Consider the following 19,744-nt stretch of genomic DNA (forward strand, 5'->3'; position numbering starts at 1 on the left):
GCCTCCCGTGCGCCATCCGGCGGCCAACGACTGGCCGCTCATCGCCGGACTGCAGGGTTGGGAATCGCGGCTGGCCGGCAATCTGGCCGGCCGCGGCCGTTTCGGCGTCGCGCTCTACGAGTTCTTCCGCTTCGGCGTGAAGCAGGCCTGGGCCTGCCTGTTCGGCGGCCTGATGTGCGCGTTGCTGCTGGGCACCCACTGGTGGTATCCGAAGGACGCCTTCCTGGCCCGCTACGATTTCCTGACCCTGGCGGCGCTGGGCATCCAGGCGGCGCTGCTGGCGCTGCGCATGGAAACCTGGAGCGAAGCCCGCGTGATCCTGATGTTCCACGTCGTGGGCACGGGGATGGAACTGTTCAAGACGGCGGCCGGCTCCTGGATCTATCCCGAGGCCAGCGTGCTGCGCGTCGGCGGCGTGCCGCTGTTCACGGGCTTCATGTACGCGGCGGTGGGCAGCTACCTGGCGCGGGTCTGGCGCCTGTTCGACTTCCGCTTCCGGGAGCATCCGCCGCTGGCGGCCACGGTGCTGCTGTCGGTGCTGATCTACCTGAATTTCTTCGCGCACCATTTCATCGCGGACTTCAGGCTCATCCTCTTCGCGCTGACCGCCGTCCTGTTCGCCCGCACCTGGGTGTACTTCCGGATCTGGCGCGACTACCGCCGCATGCCCCTGCTGCTGGGGTTCACGCTGGTGGCCCTGTTCATCTGGTTCGCCGAGAACATCGGGACCTTCGCCAACGCCTGGCGCTACCCGAACCAGTCCGGCGGCTGGGAATGGGTATCCGCCGCCAAACTGGGCTCGTGGTTCCTGCTCATGATCATCAGTTACGTGATGGTCAGCGTGGTCAACCGGCCCCGGGAAATCGATGTTGCCGATACGCCTCAGGCGGCGGGGCAGGGCGCGCGAAATAACGCGTCCCTTATTTCCTGACAGGCAGTCGGCTTGCGCCTGGCGGCCCAATCGGTGATAATCGAGAGCTTTCTTGCTCGACCGCCCATGGTTTTTGGGTAGCGGGCTGCCCCTTGCGGGCCGACGTCTTGCGTGCAAGCCACGACATCCGTGATGGAAAGCGCGGGTGCAAGACGCCAGGCCGGCGAGACATCCTCAAGGAGTTTTACTCATGCGTCACTACGAAGTAGTGTTTATCGTTCACCCCGACCAAAGCGAGCAAGTGCCCGCCATGGTCGAGCGTTACCAAGCGCTGGTCACGGGCCAAGGCGGCTCGGTTCACCGCCTGGAAGACTGGGGTCGCCGCCAACTGGCCTACCCGATCCAGAAGCTCGTCAAGGCTCACTACGTCTGCCTGAACATCGAGTGCGGCCAAGCCACGCTGGATGAGCTGGAACACTCGTTCCGCTACAACGACGCCGTTCTGCGCCACCTGGTCATCAAGACCAAGAAGGCCCAGACCACGCCCTCGATCATGATGAAGTCGGTCGAGCGCGAAGAAGCCCGCAAGGCTTCGGCGGAAGCGGCCGCGGCTCAGGCCGAGTAAGCAGGGCTCACGCAGAGCTCTTCCCATGTGGTCACCTTGGTGCCTGGCAGGATGAACAAGCTGGAACTCAGCGCCCGCGTTCTCGAATGCGAGCCTTTGCGCCACACTCCCGCCGGACTGCCAGCGCTGGAAATGCTGCTGGCCCACGAGTCCGAAGTCATTGAAGCCGGCCTTCCGCGCCGCGTCGAATTGACGATCACGGCCGTGGCGTTGGGCGATCTGGCGCTGCTGTTGAAGAACACCGCTTTGGGGTCCGAATTGCTGGTGCAGGGGTTTCTGGCTCCCGCGCGCAAGGACTCGGTGAAGGTCAAGCTGCATTTGCAGCAGGCGCGCAAGATCGGCGGCAGTGCGGGACGCGATCCGCAGGTGGCCTGAAGGGAATGAGCAAGAGGCGCGATGAGCGCCTTCTGAATACGGATAGGTTATGGGGATTCGGACCCGATTCGGGTAAAAACCGGCCCCCTCAAACAAAGAGGCACATATCATGGCTTTCTTCGGAAAACGCAAAGAAAAACGCAAATTCACGCAGCAGAACCCGCTCTTCAAGCGTCGCAAGTTCTGCCGCTTCACCGCCGCCGGCGTGGAAGAGATCGACTACAAGGATCTGGACACCCTGCGCGACTTCGTGCAAGAAAACGGCAAGATCATCCCGGCTCGCCTGACCGGCACCAAGGCAATCTACCAGCGCCAACTGGACACGGCCATCAAGCGCGCGCGCTTCCTGGCCCTGTTGCCTTACACCGATAACCACAACTAATCCGGGGCATTGAAATGCAAGTTATTCTGCTCGAAAAAGTCGTCAACCTGGGCAACCTCGGCGAAGTCGTCCGCGTGCGCGATGGCTACGCCCGCAACTTCCTGATTCCCCAGAAGAAGGCCCGTCGCGCAACCGACGCCGCCATGAAGGAATTCGAAGCCCGCCGCGCCGAACTGGAAAAGGCCCAGGCTGAAAAGCTGGCCGCTGCCCAAGCCCTGGGCGAGCGCCTGTCCGGCTTCCAGTTGAAGGTCGTCCAGAAGGCCGGCGTCGACGGCCGCCTGTTCGGCTCGGTCACCAACGCCGACATCGCCGAAGGTCTGAAGAAGGCCGGTTTCGAAGCCGTCGAAAAGGCGCAAGTGCGTCTGCCCAACGGTCAACTGAAGTCGGTCGGCGAGTTCCCGATCCAGGTTGCCCTGCACGCCGACGTCCTGGTGGACGTCACGGTTCTGGTCGAAGGCGAACTGTCCTAAGCCGGTACCGGCAGTGAAAAAAAGCCGGCCCGCGCGCCGGCTTTTTTTTGCCTAGTTTCCTGCCTAGCATCAGGCGCGGCGTTTTCCCAGAGGACCCCTTGACCCAGCCACCCGTTCATCACAACGCCCCTCCCGGCCTGCGAGCCTGGCTCGACAGCGTGGACGCGTCGCGTGAACCCTCGGTGCGGGACGTAACGATAGACGGCGTGCGCTGCATCATCAAGCGGCGGCGCCCCAGCATCGGCCGCGGCATCAGCTACGTCATGCGCTACACGCGCGCCCTGTTCCTGGGGGTGGGCTGCAAGCTGTTCCTGGGGGAATTCCCGCGGCCCGGCGTGCTGCTGCGCAACGGCCTTGCGCACGAGTCCCTGCGGCTCGGGCAACTGCTGAAGGCGGGCTGCCGCGTCCCCGAAGTATGGTGGCAGGAACAAGGCCTGCTCGTGCTGGAATACGTGGGCGAGGACCTGGCCGACCTGATCCGCAACGAAGAGACGACCTCCAGGCTGTGGCTGGCCCGGGCGGCCGCGGCCGACCTGGCCGCCTTCCATGCCCGCGGCATGTGGCATGGCGGCGCGCAGATACGCAACGTCACACTGCGCGACGGCGAACTGTGGCGCATCGATTTCGAAGAGAATATCGGTTCGACCCTGTCGCGCCCGCTTGCCCAGGCCTACGATCTGTTCCAGATGCTGTCTTCGCTGGCGTCTTTGCGCAAATTGCCGGACGACACGGCCCGGACCTTGGGTACACTGGCCCTCGACGTCTATTTCGAGCACAACCCCGATCCCGAGGTCAAGGCCCGCCTGACGCGCCTGGCGCGCCTGCTTTGCGGCACCGCCGCCCCCTTGCGCGCCGTGCTGGGCCGCCTGCCTTCCCGCGATATCCAGGGATTCTTCCGGGTCTCGGATATTCTGCAGCCGTTACTATTGAAGCCATGAACACACCCGCCGACTCCCAGCTCGAATACCTGCGCGTTCCTCCCCATTCCATCGAAGCGGAGCAGTCGGTGCTGGGCGGGCTGATGCTCGACAACGCGGCGTGGGACCGCATCGCCGACGTGCTGGTCGAAGAGGACTTCTACCGCCATGACCACCGGCTGATCTGGCATCACATCGCCAGGCTGATCGGGCTGGCGCGCCCGGCCGACGTCATCACCGTCCATGAATCGCTGGTCAGCGCCGGCAAGGCCGAGGACGCCGGCGGCCTGGCCTACCTGAACGCGCTGGCCCACAACACGCCGTCGGCGGCCAACATCCGCCGCTACGGCGAGATCGTGCGCGAGCGCGCGATGCTGCGCAAGCTGGTGTCCATCGCCGACGAGATCTCCTCCGCCGCCATGAATCCGCAGGGCAAGGAGGCGCGCCAGTTGCTGGACGAAGCCGAGTCCAAGGTGTTCCAGATCGCCCAGGAAGGCGCGCGCGGCGCCGCCGGCTTCCAGGAGATCCAGCCGCTGCTGACGCAGGTCGTGGAACGCATCGACGAGCTCTACCACCGCGAGAGCACCTCCGACGTGACGGGCGTGCCCACCGGCTTCACCGACCTGGACAAGATGACCTCGGGCATGCAGGGCGGGGACCTGATCATCGTGGCCGGCCGCCCGTCCATGGGCAAGACCTCGTTCTCCATGAACATCGGCGAGCACGTCGCCATCGAAGAAGGCCTGCCCGTGGCGGTGTTCTCCATGGAAATGGGCGCCGTGCAGCTCGCCATGCGCATGCTGGGTTCGGTCGGCCTGCTGGACCAGCACCGCATGCGAACCGGCAAGCTGATCGCCGAGGACTGGCCGCGCGTGACCCATGCCGTGCAATTGATGCAGGACGCGCAGGTCTACATCGACGAATCCCCCGCGCTCAGCCCGATGGAAGTGCGCGCCCGCGCGCGCCGCCTGGCGCGCCAGTGCGGCCAGCTCGGCCTGATCATCATCGACTACCTGCAGCTCATGTCGGGCAATGGTTCGGGCGAGAACCGGGCTACCGAAGTGTCGGAAATCAGCCGTTCGCTCAAGGGGCTGGCCAAGGAACTCAACTGCCCGCTGATCGCGCTGTCGCAGTTGAACCGCAGCCTGGAACAGCGCCCCAACAAACGTCCCGTGATGAGCGATCTGCGCGAATCCGGCGCCATCGAACAGGACGCGGACGTGATTCTCTTCATTTACCGCGACGAGGTCTACAACCCCGATTCGCCGGACAAGGGCACCGCCGAGATCATCATCGGCAAGCAGCGTAACGGTCCCATCGGCAGCGTGCGCCTGACCTTCCAGGGATCCAGCACGCGCTTCCTGAACTTCTCCGGCGCGCAGCCGCGGGACATGTACTGACCCAGGCGTCAGACACTAGTCGGGTGTCAGACACCCGTACGAGACGCGCTTACGGATTGAAGCAGGCCTCCCCGGGTGTCTGACACCCAGGCCCGCGGAACACCCACCCACATTTCAGCCGTCAATGTCCGGCCGCTTGCCGAAGCGCGCGGCCAGCACGCCGCAGACCATCAACTGGATCTGGTGGAACAGCATCAGCGGCAGCACGATCGCGCCCACGGCGTGGCCGGCGAACAGCACCTGCGCCATCGGGATCCCGCTGGCCAGGCTTTTCTTCGAGCCGCAGAACAGTAGCGTGATGCGGTCTTCGACATTGAAGCCCAGCGCCTTGCCGGCCAAGGCCGACAGGCCCAGCGCCAGGGCCAGGATCGCGGCGCAGCACACGAGCAGCCCGAGCAGGGCGGGGATCGGCGTGGCGCTCCACAGGCCTTCGTTGATCGCCTCGGAGAACGCCGTGTAGACCACCAGCAGGATGGAGCCCTGGTCGACGAATTTCAGCATGGCCTTGCGCTTGTGGACCCAGGCCCCGATCCAGCGGCGCGCGAACTGGCCCAGCACGAAAGGCAGCAGCAACTGCAGCATGATCTTGCCGACGGCGTCGAACGAGATCGGCGCGCTGCCCGCGTTGGCCACCACGGTGCCCACCAGCAGGGGCGTCAGGAAGATGCCCAGCAGGCTGGAGGCCGAGGCGCTGCATACGGCGGCCGGCACGTTCCCGCGGGCCATCGAGGTGAAGGCGATGGCCGACTGCACGGTGGCGGGCAGGCAGCACAGGAACAGGATGCCCAGGTAGAGCTCGGGCGTGACCAGCGGTTCCAGCACGGGCTTGAGCGCGAGGCCCAGCAGGGGAAACATCAGGAAGGTCGCCGAGAAGATCGTCAGGTGCAGCTTCCAGTGCGTCAGGCCGGCGATGATCGCTTCGCGGGACAGCCGCGCCCCATGCAGGAAAAACAGCAGGCCGACCGCGATGTTGGTGATCCAGCCGAACACGACCACGCCTTGCCCGTGGGCGGGCACGATGCTGGCGATGATGACGGTGCAGATCAGGTAGAGGGTGAAGCGGTCGGGAAGAAGGCTGGCGAGACGTGACATGGAGGATCGGGGGACGGACGGAAAGCGCCGCGAGGCGCCGGAAACGGGGCGTATTGTAGACCCGGGCGGGCCGGGCTTCCTGACAGGCGGGTGTCGCCCCGCGCGGCGGCGGTCGCGGATTGTGCCGATGCGGACGCGGCGCGCGCCGCGTTCAGGGGGTCATCGCCAGCGCGAGGTCGAACGCCGCCACGAGCGAGGCGTGGTCGGCCAGGCCCTTGCCGGCGATGTCGAAGGCCGTGCCGTGGTCCACGCTGGTGCGGACGAAGGGCAGCCCCACCGTCACGTTGACGCCATGGTCCAGGCCCAGGTACTTCACCGGGATGAGGCCCTGGTCGTGGTATTGCGCCACCACGATGTCGAACTCGCCGCGCCGGGCGCGCATGAAGATCGTGTCGCCGGGCCAGGGGCCGCTGGCGTCGATGCCCTGCGCGCGGGCGGCGGCGATCGCGGGTTCGATGATGTCGATGTCCTCGCGGCCGAACTTTCCCCCTTCGCCGGCATGCGGGTTCAGGCCCGCCACCGCGATCCGGGGATGCGCGATGCCCATTTGCCGGCAGGCCCTGTCGGCCAGTCGCATGGCCGTCAGTTCCGCTTCCGGGGTGATGCGCGCGATCACGTCGGCCAGCGCGACGTGGATGGTCACCAGCAGCACGCGCAGTTCGTCGTTGGCGAGCATCATCGCGAAGTCGCGCGTGGCCGAGCGTTCCGCCAGGATCTCGGTATGGCCGGGGTAGTCGATTCCGGCGGCGTGCATGGATTTCTTGTTCAGCGGGGCGGTGACGATCGCGCGGATGCGGCCGGCCCGCGCATCGTCGATGGCCGCGCAAACGTAATCGTAGGCGCCGCGTCCGGCGGCCGCGCTGACCTGTCCCAGGGGCAGGTCGGCGGGCAGGGCGGGGCCGCAGGCGATGACGTCGATATGGCCCGCATCGCCGCTGGCCTGGCCCACGCCGGAAATCTCGGCGACCGTCAGCCGCGCGCCCAGTTGGGCCGCGGCGCGGCGCAGCGCGCCGGCGTCGCCGTACACCACGCAAGGCGCGTTCAGGCCTTGCGCGCATGCCTTGACGACGATTTCGGGGCCGATGCCGGCGGCATCGCCCATGGTGATTCCCACGGGCAGGGAGCTGTTCACGGTGATTGGGGTCGGGGTTGCGATGCCGATAATGCTACACCCGTTCGCGGGCGCGCCCGCGGCGGGGCCGGCGTTACTGCTTGGCGTCCTTCGGCGGTTCGATGACGCCGCATTCGAAGGTGACGGTGGCGCGCTTGGAGCCCAGGCCGGTCGCGTGATTGGAGGTGATCTTCGGCTTCTGCAGCTTGCGCCCGGTGGACTGGCAGTACTGCTCGGCGCGCTGCAGCGTCTGGTTCTTGATCTCGACCCAGGTCAGCAACTGGGTGCCGGAACTGTAGGTGACGCTGTAGGTGTCCTTGCCGACGGATGTGACCTCGCTCATGCTGGAACAGGCGGCCAGAAGAGTGAGCAGGGCGGCGGCGGGGGCAAGACGAGCAAGCATGGAGGGTCCTGGAATCGCGATAGGCACCATTACACCATCATTTCACGGCGCGCCGACGGCGCTGCGGCGGTCGAGCTTGCGGCTGAGGACGATGGAAGTCTGGGTCTGCTTGACGCCGTCGATGAGGCCGATGCGGTCCAGCAGTCCGTCAAGCTGCTCGTGGGTTTCGCACCGCAGGAAGATCAGGTAGTCGTAGGGGCCGCTGACGGACGACACTTCCTCGACCTCCGGCATTTTCTCCAGTTCGCGGATCACGGCGGCCGGCGTCTTGGGCAGCACGCTGATGAAGCAATAGGCGCGCACCGCGGCTTCTTCCAGCAGGCGCCCCAGGCGCACGCCGTAGCCGGCCACGACGTGCTCGCGTTCGAGCCGCGCGATGCGCGCCACCACGGTGGTGCGGGCCAGCCCGAGCTTGCGCGCCAGGATGGCCGCCGGTTCGCGCGCATTGGCTTGCAGCAGGCTGAGCAGTTGCCGGTCGATGGCGTCGAGTCTTTCGTTCATGCGGTAGGCCGTGGCGTTGAGCGCGAGGGCGCGAGAGCCGACGGTACAGGCCCCGGCCGGCCCGCGTCAATGCGGGGTCCAGGCGCGGCGCTTTTTGACGCGGACACGCCCTAGCCGTCCGATTCCGGAGGAATGCCGCCCTGGTAGACGCGCCCGTCGAATTCGAAGCGCGTGATGGTCTTGCGCGCGGCGTCGAAGATGCGGTCGCGACTCGCCGCGTCCAGGCCGTCGTGGTCGGCGAAGCTGAAGCGGCACAGGTCGATGTCGCTGTCGTAGAAGGCTGAGTGCACGAAGCGGCTGACGTCGAGTTCGTGCGCGAAATGCGCGAACTCGCGCAACTGTTCCATTTCGTGGAAGGAGCCGTTGCGGCTGACGAGCAGCATGCCGAACTTGCGTTCCTCGTCCGCCACGGGTTCCGGGGCGGGGGCAGCGTCGGCGGCCGGCGGTTCCGCATAGTCGAAGCGGGCGCCGAATTCGTGCATGGCGGCCAGCACGCGCTGCCACGCCTCTTCGTCCAGGGCGAGGCGGGCGGCCACGAAGAACAGGCGTTGCCGGCCCAGCGAGCGCGGCTCGGGGCCGCCCACGTAACTGGACCAGGGGGTGGCGGCGTCCAGCCCGGCCAGCTCCGCCATGCGCGCGTCGCTGTATCCCAGCCTGTCCTGCAAGCGTCGCATGGACAGGGCGTCCGGGGGGGCATAGTTCTGGATCGTCTTCATGAGCGCGCTCCGTTTTGCTCCGGGCGCCGCGGAAACGGGGCCGGCGGCGTGCGCCGGGGCGCCCTTGCGGCTACGCTTTCATGCTAGCGCGCCGCGCCGGGCTTGCCTAGCGCCGGCGGGGCCCGTGCTAGGATTTGCGCCGACTTTCATTGCCAGGAGACTTACCCATGGACATCCAGGAACAAATCGCCGTCATCGTGCATACCATTTCGCACCAGGGCGGCCGTATCGACGCGCTGAATTCGACCCTGCTGTCGATGCTGCACCTGGTCAAGGCCTCGCCCGGCCTGCGCGAGGCGATCGAAGCCCAGTTGGAACAGAACTACTCCAGCCTGCTGGCCCGCTCCGAGAACCCGCAGTACGTGGCCGGATTCGAGAGCGTGCGCGACATGATCGCCGCGGCCCTGAAGTAGGCGCGGCAAACCGGTAAGTTACCCACAACTTCTGTGGACAAGCCTTGGGATAGCGCGGGCATAGCTGCGCAAATCCCTTTGATTACAAGGGCTTGGCCGAGGCGGTCAAAGGCGGCTCCAGCCGCGCATGCCGAGGCTTGGCCGCCCCGCCCGTCACGGGGCGTCCAAGCCGGGTAATATGCGCCCCCATGCGGAATCAGTATTCATTGGAAGGCCGGGACGGATCGATGATGGCGCGCGTTTCGGAAGCGGCAAAGCTGGCGGCATTCGACCCCGGCAAACTCTCGCCCGAAGCGCGCCAGAGCTGGGAGCGCATGGGGCACGGCTTCAAGGCCTGGCACGACTTCGATCAGCGCCATCCCATCCTGCGCCGCCTGGCCCGCTTGCCGCTGGTCGGCGCCTGGTACCGCAAGGCGCGGCGCCGCCACGTATTGCTGGCCAGCGGCCAATTGGTGTTCTGACGCCGCCGGGGCTATTTGCGGCGCCTGGCGTACAGATGGTAGGCGAGCCCGATGGCCGCGCCGATCGCGGCGGCCACCGCCAGCTTGGTCTCGACGCCATGCAGGCGGCCAAGCAGGGATTCGATCGTCTGCCCGAAAGCGTAGCCCAGCGCGCTGAAGCACACCGCCCAGATGACGGCCGCGATGGCGTTGAGCCCGAGGAACCGCAGCGGCGACACGCGCGACACGCCCAGGGCCACGGGGCCGACGGTGCGCAGGCCGTAGAGGAAGCGCAAGGCCAGGATGAAGCCGTGAGGATAGCGGTCGACCAGCGCCAGCGCCTTCGCGAAGGCGGGCTGCCCGCGGACCCGCCTGACGTAGCGGTTGTCGCGATAGCGCCGGCCCAGGTAGAACAGCAACTGGTCCGCCGCGAACGACCCCGCGAATGCGAACAGCATGACGTCGGGCAGGTGCAGAAGGCGCTGGTGCGCCAGGAACCCCGCGAGCACGACCACGCTTTCGCCTTCCAGGAAGGTGCCGGCCAGCACCGCCCACAGGCCGTAGTCGACGATGAATTGGTGCAGCGTCGGATTCATCTGGGCCGCTCGCCGACGATGCGGGCCAGGGTCTGCAAGGCCATGGTGATGTCCGGCGTGGTGCGCTGCCCGCAACTGATGCGCAGGAAGTGGTCGTAGCGGGTGCCGTTCGAGAACATCGAGCCCGGCGCGACCCGGATGCCCTGGCGCAGGGCAGTCTCGAAGACGTCCAGGCCGGACCGGCCGCCGGGCATTTCCACCCACAGCAGCAGGCCGCCCTGGGGCACGCTCAAACGGGTGCCCGCCGGAAAATGCGCGGCGATGGTCTCGGCGGTCTGGTCGCGTTGGGCCTTCAGGTAGCGGCGCAGCCGCGACAGATGGCGGTCGTAGGCGCGGGACCCCATGAATTCCGCCACGGCCATTTGCGCGAGCGGTTCGTTGGGGCGGCTCTGGGCGAATTTCAGCATGGCGATGCGCGCCTTCCAGCGGCCGCCGATCAGCCAGCCCAGGCGCATGCCCGGGGCCAGCGTCTTGTGCATGGACGAACAATAGATGACGTTGCCGGTCGCGTCCCAGGACTTGGCTGCGGGCAGCGGCGTGTCGTCGTCGGTCAGCGCGCCGTAGGTGTCGTCTTCGATCAGCGGCACTTGCTGGCGTTCGCACAGCGCCACCAGCCGGGCCTTTTCCGCCTCGGGCATGACGCAGCCCAGGGGGTTGTGGAAATTGGGCACCACGACCACGGCGCGGATATCGCCGTGCGTCTGGAAGGCCAGGTCCAGCGCCTCGATCGACAGGCCGTGCTGAGGACTGGTGGGGATTTCCAGCGCCCGCATGCCCAGGCTTTCCAGAACCTGCAGCAGGCCGAAGTAGGCGGGGGATTCGACGGCGATGGTGTCCCCGGGCCGGGCCACGGCGCGCAGCGCCAGGTTCAGCGCTTCGATGCAGCCGTGCGTGACGATGACGTCGTCGGGCGCCGCATTGATGCCGTTGGCCAGCGCCCGGCGCGCGAGCACGGTGCGCAGCGCCGGATGCCCTTGCGGCGGGACCGTACTGACCAGCACCTCGGGCGACTGCCGCAGCGCGCGCGTCATCGCCTGCTTGAGCGCTTCCATGGGATAGGCCTCCGGCATCGCCGCGGCCAGCGCGAAATTGGCGCTGACCGGATGCGCGTCGCACTTGGCCACGAAGTCCGACACCCGGTCGTGGATGCCCACGTACTGGGCGGCGCCCAGCGTCTGGCGGATGTCGGGCTCGCCGACGGGGGGGATGCTGTTGCGCCGCGGCTTCAGGACGAAGTATCCCGAACGCGGCCGGGCTTCGATCAGCCCGTCGTCCTCGAGCTGGCGGCAGGCCTGCAGCGCGGTGGAGAGGCTGACGTGATGGGTGCGCACCAGCGTGCGCACGGAGGGCATGCGCTGCGCCGGCGCCAGCACGCCCGCCTGGATGGCGCGCCGGTAGTGGTTGGCCAGGCGTAGATAGAGCGGTTGCGGATCCATGCGCCGATCATGCTCCCCGAGGTTGGAATGAGACTAGGCACAGATCCATGCAAAGTACACCATAACAGCCTGAAAATCGAGGATCTGCATCGGTACAGAAAGCAGAATTGTGTGGCTGTTGCGCATAGCAGGGGGCGGGTAGCCTGTAGTTGTCCGACAGGAGATGGCCATGAACTCGAATTTCGCCCCCGATATCCGCGCCCGCCGCTTGGCGCTTGCCGCCGGCGCCAGCCGGCAACTCGTCCTGCGCGCCGGCGCTACCATCGTCTGCGTCGACGGCAGCGTGCGAGTCGACGAACCGGTGATCGGCCTGGAAGCCGCGGGAGGATTGCCTGGCGCGGTCTCCGCGCGAGTCAACGCGGGCGAGGGGCACGGCCTGGCCTACGGGGGCGTGGCGCGGATAACGGCCATCGTGTCCGCGGAGGTGATTTGCCTGGACCGGCCGGGCCTGGCAAGCCGCCTGCTGCGCCATATGACCGCTTTTTTTTGGCCCGGCATGGCGGAAAACCAAAAAAAAGTCCTGGGTGCGCTGCACAAGATTTCAAAATGATGTATGATTCACACATCAGACGCGGGGTGGAGCAGTCTGGCAGCTCGTCGGGCTCATAACCCGAAGGTCGTAGGTTCAAATCCTGCCCCCGCAACCAGTTTCAAGCAGGACCCGGGCACCCGGGCGGCGCATGCCAATGCGCCCTTCCTCGAAAAAAGCCGCGATTCATATCGCGGCTTTTTTGTTGCTGCTGCCGCCCCAAGACAAAAAACGCCCCCTCGGGGGGGCCGCCAGCGCGTGTAGCGTGCGCGGCGTGGCGGCATTTTCTGTCTTTGCCACCGCCCGGCTCGCGGCTTTCCGCCGGAAGCCTTGCCCTGGGTCAAACCTTTGTTCCATCCCGGGCTTTCCCGGGTGCGCCGCGGCCGCACACGGTGGCGGCCCTGCGCTACGATGGGGCACGCGCGCTAGGTTGCCGCATTCGAGGAGGGTCCATGGGAACAGCAAAATACGATCATCCCGGCTACGTCGCCGACACCGGCGCTGAAGGCAAGTACCACGTGGGCATCTGGTGCCCCCACGGCTATCCCGCCCATATCCATATCGGCCGCCCCGCGGAGCGCGGCGATCCCCAGGCGCTGCTGCGGCTGCGCATCCCGGACGGCGTCTTCCAGTCCTTGCCGGACGATCCCGAAACCCTCTGCCGCCGCGCGCTCGGCCAGGCGATGGGCGCGGGGCTGCTGCCTTCGGTGGCGGTGGACGGCGAATTCCAGGAATTGCGGTTCGAACTGGACTCCGAGCCCTGGTCGGGGCCGATGCAGGCGGCGGTCCGCGCCTAGTGCGCAAAGCGGCGCCCCGGGCCGCCCGGGGCAAAGTTGCCCACAGCGATTGTGGACAAGCCTTGGGATAGCCCTTGCGCATGTCCGCTTTTCCCCGCCATAACAAGCACTTGGCGCTTGCGCTCAATAAACGCCCTTCGGGGCGTTTATTGCGTCGGGGCGGCCGGCCGGCTGTGCGACAATCCTTGCCCGTGCCGCGCCCGCGTTCCCTCTCGATTTCTTTCCCATGCACCGTGCCTCACCTGTCCCTCCCGTCGGCCTGAAGGCGCCGGCGCCATGAGTCCGGCCGCCCAGCGCGTCGCCATCATCGGCGGCGGTCCGGCGGGCCTGATGGCCGCCGAAAGCCTGAGCGGGCATGCCGTGCAGGTGGACGTGTTCGACGCGATGCCTTCCGTCGGCCGCAAGTTCCTGATGGCCGGGCGGGGCGGCTTGAACCTGACCCACAGCGAGCCGGCCGGGCCGTTCCTGGCCCGGTACGGCGCCCGCGCGCCGCAGGTGGCGACGTGGCTGGAGGCGCTGGACGCCGCCGGCTTGCGGGAATGGGCCCATGGGCTCGGCATCCAGACTTTCGTGGGGTCGTCCGGGCGCGTGTTTCCCGAGGAAATGAAGGCGGCTCCGCTATTGCGGGCCTGGCTCGCCCGGCTGCGCGCCCGCGGCGTGCGGCTGCACATGCGGCATCGCTGGCTGGGATGGCCGGCCGGTTCCCGGCCCCGCGCCGCGGCGCTGCGCTTCGATACGCCCGAGGGCGGGCAGACGTATGCGGCCGACGCCGTGGTCCTGGCGCTGGGCGGGGGAAGCTGGGCCAGGCTGGGATCGGACGGCGCCTGGATGGCGGGCCTGCGGGCGCACGGCATCGAAGTCGCGCCGCTGCGTCCGGCCAATTGCGGTTTCGACGTGGCGTGGTCGGATCACTTCCGCGAGCGCAACGCGGGGCTGCCCGTGAAGTCCGTGGCCATGGCCTGCGAAACCGCCGCGGGCGAAAGGCTGGCCCGGCAGGGGGAATTCGTCATTTCGGAAACCGGCATAGAAGGCAGCCTGGTCTATGCGCTGTCGGCGCCCTTGCGGGACCGGATCGAGGCCGCCGGCGAGGCGACCGCCATGCTCGATCTGTTGCCGGACTGGCCCCGGGAAAAGGTGCTGGCGGCGGTGACGCATCCGCGTGGCGCGCGCTCCATGTCCAGCCATCTGCAGAGCCGCCTGGGGCTCAAGGGAGTCAAGGCGGGCCTGCTGCGCGAATGCGCGACGGCGGAAGATTTCCGCGATCCGGCGCGCCTCGGCCTGCGCATCAAGGCGCTGCCCCTGACATTGACGCGGCCGCGCCCCGTCGACGAGGCGATCAGCACGGCGGGCGGGGTGTCCTTCGATGCGTTGACGCCTGGCTTGATGCTGCGCTCGGCGCCCGGCGTCTTCTGCGCCGGCGAGATGCTGGACTGGGAGGCGCCGACGGGCGGCTATCTATTGACGGCCTGCATGGCGAGCGGCGTCGCCGCCGCCTCCGGTGTCACGGATTTCCTGGCGGCCGGGCGGCCAGGTCAGGAACTCGACGGGTAGGGCGCCATGCCCGCGGGCGCGCGCGGCGCCAAGTCGCCGACGACGTGACCCACCACCGGCGGGCCGCCTTCGGGTTGCGTGATGATGCCGATGACACGGGTAATGGCGCTGGCCGGGATGCCGGTGCCCTGCGCGGGATCCTGCACCAATTGCCAGATGGCGGCTTCCGCCATGCCGGATTCCTGGTCGGCCGAATGCGTGGTGTCCAGACAGCTACGGGCGAAAGAGGACCAATCGGCCGCGCTGCACGGCAGGCCGTGCGCGGTGGCCAGGCGGGCCAGGGCCTGGGGCGCGTCGGCCTGGCTGGCGGCTTGCTGGGCGGCGGCCCCCAGCGTGACATCCAGCGACAGCAGACGGAGAAACTCTACGACATTGTCGGTATTCATTGTGGGTCTCCTGCCATGGCTGTTCTGGTCCCTGGGTGCTTCAGCCGGCTTGGCCCAGCATCGACACCAATGACTGCTTCAGACGTGGCGAAAAAATCGGCACCGTATGGGATACGCCGTTACGGTCCACGCCTTCTTTGAGTTCGACAGACTGTCCAAGGAAAATATCCGGCGCGGCGCCGATTTCGTTGTAGCGGGCCACCAGTTCGTTCACGTCGCGTTGGGCGTCGGCCAGCGTGCTGCTGTCCGCCAGCTTGCCGGCGGCGTGAGCCTGCAAAATTCGATGCAGATCGTCGATGAACAGCGCCAAAGCCGCCTGTCCGCGACATTGAGGCTGTTCCCAGCCCCAGCCTTGAGGGGTGGAACCATTGCTCTGCGGTACGTGTTTCTTGATCATTTGCGCATCCTAATCCATTGCCGGCAATTTCGCGACAGGCGCGGGCCGGTCCGGGCGCCGCTGCGCCGCGGCCGAGCGGGGCGGCCGGCGCCATGAAACGCGCTGGCCGAGGATGCCCAAATCGGGGACTTTGCGGTATGCTGGGTTCCGCTTTCCTCGGCCAGACAGGAGATGTTCATGAAAAACAAGATTTTTCTCGTCATGCTGCTTTCGATCGCCGCGCTTTCGGCCGGCTGCAATACCGTTGCGGGCGCCGGCAAGGACATCCAGCGGGGCGGGGAAAAGATAGAAGGCGCGGCCACCAAGTAGGCAGCGCCGTCAGCCGCGACCCCGGCTCGAGGCCGCGCGTGGAATGCCCAGGCATTTCGCGCGCGGCTTTTTTCATTGCCGCGCCGTTCGGGAACGGAAGGTACGGCTGGGGCATAATCTCGAAAATCCGAATCTCGAAGCGGGAAGTGTCATGCGCAAGTCTGTGTGGGTGGGAATGGCGGTCGCGGCTGTGTTGGCCGGCTGCGCGAGCAGGGGGGTCTACGAGTCCGATGCCGTCTTGAAGGAGACCTTCAGCGTCAATACCAACTACGAGGCCGCTTTCCGCCGCGCCGGCGAATACGTGCGCGTCTGCCACGTCCAGGTGCAGCATGCCTACAACGTGGCCTACGCGTGGCGCCACGTGAAGGGTGAAAAGGGCGCGCCCGACGAAGTGCAACTCTATAAAGTGACGGAGCCGGCCAAGGTGCTGGAACTGATCGCCGCCGAAACCGACACGCCTTCCACGTCCAAGGTGACCATCACGGTGCTGGGCGAAGGGCAATGGGATGCGGCGGAGATCGCCGCCGCCAAGGCGTCCATCCAGAGCGCCACGCCCGTGTGCCGCAAGGGCGCCGAAGGCTGATCCATGGACGCCCGCTCCCAGCAGATCCGCGCCGGCGCCCTGTCGTTCTCGCTGTTCGCCGGGGCGTTCCGCTTCCTGGGCTGGCTCAACGGCGTTGCCGCGCTGGCCTTGACCGGGTTTTCGCTGGGCATCGTGGGCGGCGACGTCGCCGCGCCCGATCTGCAGTGGCCGTTGGAATTGCTGCTGGCCGGCCTGCTGGCAAGCTGCCTGGGCGCGCTGTTCGCCTATCTGGCCCAGGTGAGCCTGTTGCGCCAAGGCTACACCGGGCACCTGACGCGCGCCCATTGGCCGGCGCAGGTGCTGGCCGCGTTGTGTTATGTGCTTGGCGCGCTGGCGTTCTGCGCGGCCTGCTGGCTGGCGGCCGGGCAGGCGGTCACGGATCCGCCCCAGATGACGGCCTACACAAGTCGCTGATTCTGCGGGTAAACCCATGTGCGCAAAAATGTTGGACTTGCGTTTGTGTTGAGAATAATATGCGCACTGCGTATATAAATCCTCCTCTTTGGGGCCCGTCATGACCATCTCCCAGCAAGCCTTTCTGCGCGACGCCATGCGGCGCCTGAACCTCACGCGCGACGTCTTCGCCACCCGCATCGGCGTCAAGCGCCGGGCGCTGGATACCTGGCTGCTGCCGGAAGGCTCGCAGGAGTTCCGGGCGATGCCGGAGGTGGTGCAGCGTTTCGTCAACGAAATCGTGCAGAACGGGGTGCTGCTGGAAAAATATACGCAGAGCGTACAAGACGGCCCCTTGCGCGAACGCATCGCCGTGGAAGGCAAGCACCAGCTCCTGTCGGTGGACCAGTTCACCCGCGAGTCGGTCGAGGACCTGTTCCGCGTGGCCGACATGATGCAGCCGATCGCGCGCCGCCAGAAAGTGTCGCGCGTGCTGGAAGGCGCCGTGCTGGGCAATCTGTTCTTCGAGGCCAGCACGCGGACCCGCGTGAGCTTCGGTTCGGCATTCTGCCGCCTGGGCGGCTCGGTCTGCGACACCACGGGCTTCACGTTCTCGTCCATGGCCAAGGGCGAATCCATCTACGACACCAGCCGCGTCATGAGCGGCTACGTCGATGCCATGGTCATCCGCCATCCGGACCAGGGCTCGGTCGCCGAATTCGCCCGCGCCACCAACATCCCCGTGGTCAACGGCGGCGATGGCCCGGGCGAGCACCCGAGCCAGGCCTTGCTGGACCTGTACACGATCCTGACCGAGTTCTCGCGCCTGGGCAAGCTGCTGGACGGCGCGCACATCGCCATGGTCGGCGACCTGAAATACGGACGCACGGTGCATTCGCTCATCAAGCTGATGGCGCTGTACAAGAACGTGAAATTCTCGCTGGTGTCGCCCCGGGGCCTGGAAATGCCGTCCTACATCGTCGACCAGGCCAGCCGCAACGGCAACGTGATCGAACAGAAGAGCTCGCTGGCCGAAGGGCTGGCCGGCGCGGACGTCATCTACGCGACCCGCGTGCAGAAAGAGCGCTTCGCCAATGAAGAGAACGAAGGCTATACGCCCGACTTCCAGATCAACCGCGCCATCATCGATGCCTATTGCAGCCCCGAGACCATCGTGATGCACCCGCTGCCGCGCGACAGCCGTCCCGGCGCCAACGACCTGAGCGTGGACCTCAACCACGATCCGCGCCTGGCAATCTTCCGCCAGACCGACAACGGCATTCCCATCCGCATGGCGATCTTCGCGGTGCTGCTGGGCGTGGAAGGCCTGGTCCAGCACTCGATGCGCGACGTGACGTGGCAGCATCCGTCCCACGTCGGCCCGGACGATTCGACCTTCCACGGCCTGGATTGATCGCGACTTGGTCCGAATACCCCTGCTGCGGCGGCGCCCAGCCGGCCCGGGCAGGGGGATTTGAAGCATAATCCGCGCTGGCTTTTTTCTGTCGCGTGTCGCGTGTCGCTCCCGGGGCACGCCTTGGAGCCTTCGGGCGGATTATCTATGTCTTCAAGCAGTCCTGGCATTCCGTCTTCTGCTGGCCGGTCCGATGACGCGTCCGGCCGGGCGTGCTACCTGAGCGCATCCAATGAACAGGCCTGGGAGGCCGTCTACCGTTCGGTCGACGCCTATACCCGCGGGCAGGTCGCGGCGGTGGTGGCGGACAGCGTGTCGCAGTTGGTGGATACGTTCTATTCCGTCCTGCTGGCCGACGCCGAGGCGGGCCCGCGCCTGTCGCACGAAATCGTGGCCACCCGCCTGCACAGCGGCATGACCCGCTGGCTGAAGGGGCTGCTGTGCGTGCGCGAGCAGGGCGACGTTGCCACCTTGATGGCCACGCAGAAGAAAGTGGGCGAGGTGCACGCCCGCGTCCATATCCCCATGCACTTGGTGATGGCCGGGGCGCGCATCCTGAAGAACGAGATCGCCCTGCGCCTGCGCGCCAGCGACCTGGACGGCGCCGCCGCGTCCGTCGCTACGCAGTACGTGTGCAATCTGTTCGACCTGGCCGTCGAGCAGATGAGCCGCGCGTTCATGCGCGACATCAGCCGCGGCGCCCGCAACGACGAGGCCTACCGGCTTTTCGCCCTGGGGCAGAACATTTCCACCGAACGCGAGCGGCAGCGCGCGGCGTTGCTGGAATGGAGCCAGGCCGTGCTGATCGGCCTGCACTACCGCGCGCCCGGGCAGGCGCTGCCGCGCCTGGCGGCGTCGGAATTCGGGCTGTGGCTGCAGCACAAGGGCGCGGCGATGTTCGAAAGCGCGCCTGCCCTGCAACAGATCACCGAAGCCGTCGCGCGGCTGGACGAGGAGGTGCTGCCGCGGCTGTTGCGGGGCGAAACGCAAGGCCAGGTTTCCTCCATCCCGGACCACGTGCGTGAATTGCAGGAGCTGGTGGCGCGCATCAAGCATCTGCTCAACGGCCTGTTCGACATGGTGGCCGAGATCGAGAGCGGCAGCGATCCGCTGACCAACGTGCTGAACCGGCGGTTCCTGCCGTCGGTGGTCGGCCGCGAGATTTCGATCGCGCGCCGGCAGCGCACCGAGTTTTCCGTGCTGTTGCTGGACATCGACCATTTCAAGGCGATCAACGACCGGCACGGCCACTCCGGCGGCGACCAGGTGCTGCGCCAGTTCGCCCAGGTGCTACACCAGTCGTGCCGTTCGAGCGACTTCGTGTTCCGCTATGGCGGCGAGGAATTCCTGGTGCTGCTGGTGGACGCGGGGCGGGAAGCGGCGCTGGCCGCGGCGCAGAAACTGGGCGCCGAGATCCGCCGCCAGGTGTTCACCTTGACCGAAGCCGGCCCGTTGCACATCACGGCCAGCATCGGCGTCGCGACGTTCGACGGGCACCCGGACTACGCTTACCTGATCGACCGCGCCGACAAGGCGCTGTACCGCGCCAAGCAGGCGGGCCGGGACCGCAGCGAAGCCGCCTAGCAAACGCCCGGGCAATGAAAAACGCGCCACTCGTGGCGCGTTTTTCATCGGCG

General features: G+C 66.9%; 26 protein-coding genes and 1 tRNA gene. 18 read left to right on the forward strand and 9 right to left on the reverse strand.

All coding sequences use genetic code 11. The features are described from left to right. The first annotated feature begins 7 nt into the window (after positions 1-7). The 7 genes from AVE30378_RS20355 (at position 8) to AVE30378_RS20385 (ending at position 5,040) form a co-directional block, all read left to right on the forward strand. A complete protein-coding gene (locus AVE30378_RS20355; protein WP_129242707.1) occupies positions 8-931 on the forward strand; it encodes a DUF817 domain-containing protein in 924 nt (307 codons plus the stop codon). Between the two features lie 190 nt (positions 932-1,121). Continuing rightward, complete coding sequence (gene rpsF / locus AVE30378_RS20360) at positions 1,122-1,496, forward strand: 30S ribosomal protein S6 (protein WP_129242709.1); 375 nt, start codon at positions 1,122-1,124, stop codon at positions 1,494-1,496. Positions 1,497-1,547: 51 nt separating this feature from the next. Beyond that, entirely contained in the window at positions 1,548-1,871 is a 324-nt protein-coding gene (gene priB / locus AVE30378_RS20365) for a primosomal replication protein N (RefSeq protein ID WP_129242711.1), read from the forward strand. A 109-nt stretch (positions 1,872-1,980) separates the two neighbouring features. Beyond that, entirely contained in the window at positions 1,981-2,253 is a 273-nt protein-coding gene (gene rpsR, locus AVE30378_RS20370; protein ID WP_006218308.1) for a 30S ribosomal protein S18, read from the forward strand. Between the two features lie 14 nt (positions 2,254-2,267). Further along, positions 2,268-2,723 (forward strand): 50S ribosomal protein L9, encoded by a 456-nt coding sequence (rplI, locus tag AVE30378_RS20375; protein WP_129242712.1) that lies wholly within the window; start codon positions 2,268-2,270, stop codon positions 2,721-2,723. A 98-nt stretch (positions 2,724-2,821) separates the two neighbouring features. Beyond that, on the forward strand, positions 2,822-3,661 hold the full coding sequence (locus AVE30378_RS20380; protein ID WP_129242714.1) for a BUD32 family EKC/KEOPS complex subunit: 840 nt from the start codon (positions 2,822-2,824) through the stop codon (positions 3,659-3,661). Continuing rightward, a complete protein-coding gene (locus AVE30378_RS20385; RefSeq protein ID WP_129242716.1) occupies positions 3,658-5,040 on the forward strand; it encodes a replicative DNA helicase in 1,383 nt (460 codons plus the stop codon). The genes AVE30378_RS20380 and AVE30378_RS20385 overlap by 4 nt, the downstream gene beginning before the upstream one ends. 114 nt (positions 5,041-5,154) lie before the next feature. On the opposite strand, the gene AVE30378_RS20390 is transcribed toward AVE30378_RS20385, so the two are convergent. The 5 genes from AVE30378_RS20390 to AVE30378_RS20410 form a co-directional block, all read right to left on the reverse strand. Next, positions 5,155-6,132 (reverse strand): bile acid:sodium symporter family protein, encoded by a 978-nt coding sequence (locus AVE30378_RS20390; protein WP_129242718.1) that lies wholly within the window; start codon positions 6,130-6,132, stop codon positions 5,155-5,157. Positions 6,133-6,283: 151 nt separating this feature from the next. Further along, a complete protein-coding gene (gene pdxA, locus AVE30378_RS20395; RefSeq protein WP_129242720.1) occupies positions 6,284-7,264 on the reverse strand; it encodes a 4-hydroxythreonine-4-phosphate dehydrogenase PdxA in 981 nt (326 codons plus the stop codon). Between the two features lie 73 nt (positions 7,265-7,337). Beyond that, positions 7,338-7,646 carry a hypothetical protein gene (locus AVE30378_RS20400; protein ID WP_129242723.1) on the reverse strand — a complete coding sequence of 103 codons (309 nt, stop codon included), beginning with the start codon at positions 7,644-7,646 and terminating at the stop codon, positions 7,338-7,340. A gap of 42 nt (positions 7,647-7,688) precedes the next feature. After that, positions 7,689-8,147, reverse strand: a complete 459-nt coding sequence (locus AVE30378_RS20405) for an Lrp/AsnC family transcriptional regulator (RefSeq protein WP_129242725.1) — start codon at positions 8,145-8,147, stop codon at positions 7,689-7,691. A gap of 110 nt (positions 8,148-8,257) precedes the next feature. Next, positions 8,258-8,863: a hypothetical protein gene (locus AVE30378_RS20410; protein ID WP_129242727.1), complete on the reverse strand. Its 606-nt coding sequence runs from the start codon at positions 8,861-8,863 to the stop codon at positions 8,258-8,260. 167 nt (positions 8,864-9,030) lie between these two features. Here AVE30378_RS20410 and AVE30378_RS20415 point away from each other — a divergent pair, with 167 nt between their 5' ends. Beyond that, the gene (locus tag AVE30378_RS20415; protein WP_043548951.1) at positions 9,031-9,276 is read left to right on the forward strand and encodes a hypothetical protein; all 246 of its coding nucleotides are present in this window, start codon (positions 9,031-9,033) and stop codon (positions 9,274-9,276) included. A gap of 227 nt (positions 9,277-9,503) precedes the next feature. Next, a complete protein-coding gene (locus tag AVE30378_RS20420) occupies positions 9,504-9,737 on the forward strand; it encodes a hypothetical protein (protein ID WP_129242729.1) in 234 nt (77 codons plus the stop codon). Positions 9,738-9,748: 11 nt separating this feature from the next. Here AVE30378_RS20420 and AVE30378_RS20425 read toward each other — a convergent pair whose 3' ends face one another. Next, positions 9,749-10,312: a DedA family protein gene (locus tag AVE30378_RS20425; protein ID WP_129242731.1), complete on the reverse strand. Its 564-nt coding sequence runs from the start codon at positions 10,310-10,312 to the stop codon at positions 9,749-9,751. Then, the gene (locus AVE30378_RS20430) at positions 10,309-11,748 is read right to left on the reverse strand and encodes an aminotransferase-like domain-containing protein (protein WP_129242733.1); all 1,440 of its coding nucleotides are present in this window, start codon (positions 11,746-11,748) and stop codon (positions 10,309-10,311) included. Before AVE30378_RS20430 ends, AVE30378_RS20425 begins: the two co-directional genes overlap by 4 nt. A gap of 163 nt (positions 11,749-11,911) precedes the next feature. Between AVE30378_RS20430 and AVE30378_RS20435 the strand changes: the two genes are divergently transcribed. The 4 genes from AVE30378_RS20435 to AVE30378_RS20450 all read left to right on the forward strand — a co-directional run bounded on the left by AVE30378_RS20435 (position 11,912) and on the right by AVE30378_RS20450 (position 14,625). After that, positions 11,912-12,298, forward strand: a complete 387-nt coding sequence (locus AVE30378_RS20435; protein ID WP_244235110.1) for a hypothetical protein — start codon at positions 11,912-11,914, stop codon at positions 12,296-12,298. A gap of 20 nt (positions 12,299-12,318) precedes the next feature. Beyond that, positions 12,319-12,395 (forward strand) — tRNA-Met (locus AVE30378_RS20440). Positions 12,396-12,729: 334 nt separating this feature from the next. Continuing rightward, entirely contained in the window at positions 12,730-13,074 is a 345-nt protein-coding gene (locus tag AVE30378_RS20445) for a hypothetical protein (protein ID WP_129242735.1), read from the forward strand. 276 nt (positions 13,075-13,350) lie between these two features. Then, positions 13,351-14,625, forward strand: coding sequence for a TIGR03862 family flavoprotein (locus tag AVE30378_RS20450; protein ID WP_129242737.1), 1,275 nt, complete (start codon positions 13,351-13,353; stop codon positions 14,623-14,625). Here AVE30378_RS20450 and AVE30378_RS20455 read toward each other — a convergent pair. Then, a complete protein-coding gene (locus AVE30378_RS20455; protein ID WP_129242738.1) occupies positions 14,607-15,011 on the reverse strand; it encodes a hypothetical protein in 405 nt (134 codons plus the stop codon). The two genes, AVE30378_RS20450 and AVE30378_RS20455, sit on opposite strands and share 19 nt — an antisense overlap. A gap of 40 nt (positions 15,012-15,051) precedes the next feature. After that, a complete protein-coding gene (locus AVE30378_RS20460; protein WP_129242740.1) occupies positions 15,052-15,408 on the reverse strand; it encodes a hypothetical protein in 357 nt (118 codons plus the stop codon). 177 nt (positions 15,409-15,585) lie between these two features. Between AVE30378_RS20460 and AVE30378_RS20465 the strand changes: the two genes are divergently transcribed. From AVE30378_RS20465 to AVE30378_RS20485, 5 genes are all read left to right on the forward strand, one after another. Further along, positions 15,586-15,717: an entericidin A/B family lipoprotein gene (locus tag AVE30378_RS20465; protein ID WP_129242742.1), complete on the forward strand. Its 132-nt coding sequence runs from the start codon at positions 15,586-15,588 to the stop codon at positions 15,715-15,717. Between the two features lie 151 nt (positions 15,718-15,868). Then, positions 15,869-16,300 carry a BPTD_2524 family lipoprotein gene (locus AVE30378_RS20470; RefSeq protein WP_129242744.1) on the forward strand — a complete coding sequence of 144 codons (432 nt, stop codon included), beginning with the start codon at positions 15,869-15,871 and terminating at the stop codon, positions 16,298-16,300. 3 nt (positions 16,301-16,303) lie between these two features. Continuing rightward, entirely contained in the window at positions 16,304-16,714 is a 411-nt protein-coding gene (locus AVE30378_RS20475) for a hypothetical protein (protein ID WP_129242746.1), read from the forward strand. Between the two features lie 100 nt (positions 16,715-16,814). After that, positions 16,815-18,107, forward strand: coding sequence for an aspartate carbamoyltransferase (locus tag AVE30378_RS20480; protein ID WP_129242748.1), 1,293 nt, complete (start codon positions 16,815-16,817; stop codon positions 18,105-18,107). 147 nt (positions 18,108-18,254) lie between these two features. Continuing rightward, positions 18,255-19,691 carry a diguanylate cyclase gene (locus tag AVE30378_RS20485; protein WP_129242750.1) on the forward strand — a complete coding sequence of 479 codons (1,437 nt, stop codon included), beginning with the start codon at positions 18,255-18,257 and terminating at the stop codon, positions 19,689-19,691. The last annotated feature ends 53 nt before the right edge of the window (positions 19,692-19,744 follow it).

It is taken from the genome of Achromobacter veterisilvae, assembly GCF_900496975.1.
Classification (GTDB): Bacteria; Pseudomonadota; Gammaproteobacteria; order Burkholderiales; family Burkholderiaceae_B; genus Achromobacter; species Achromobacter veterisilvae.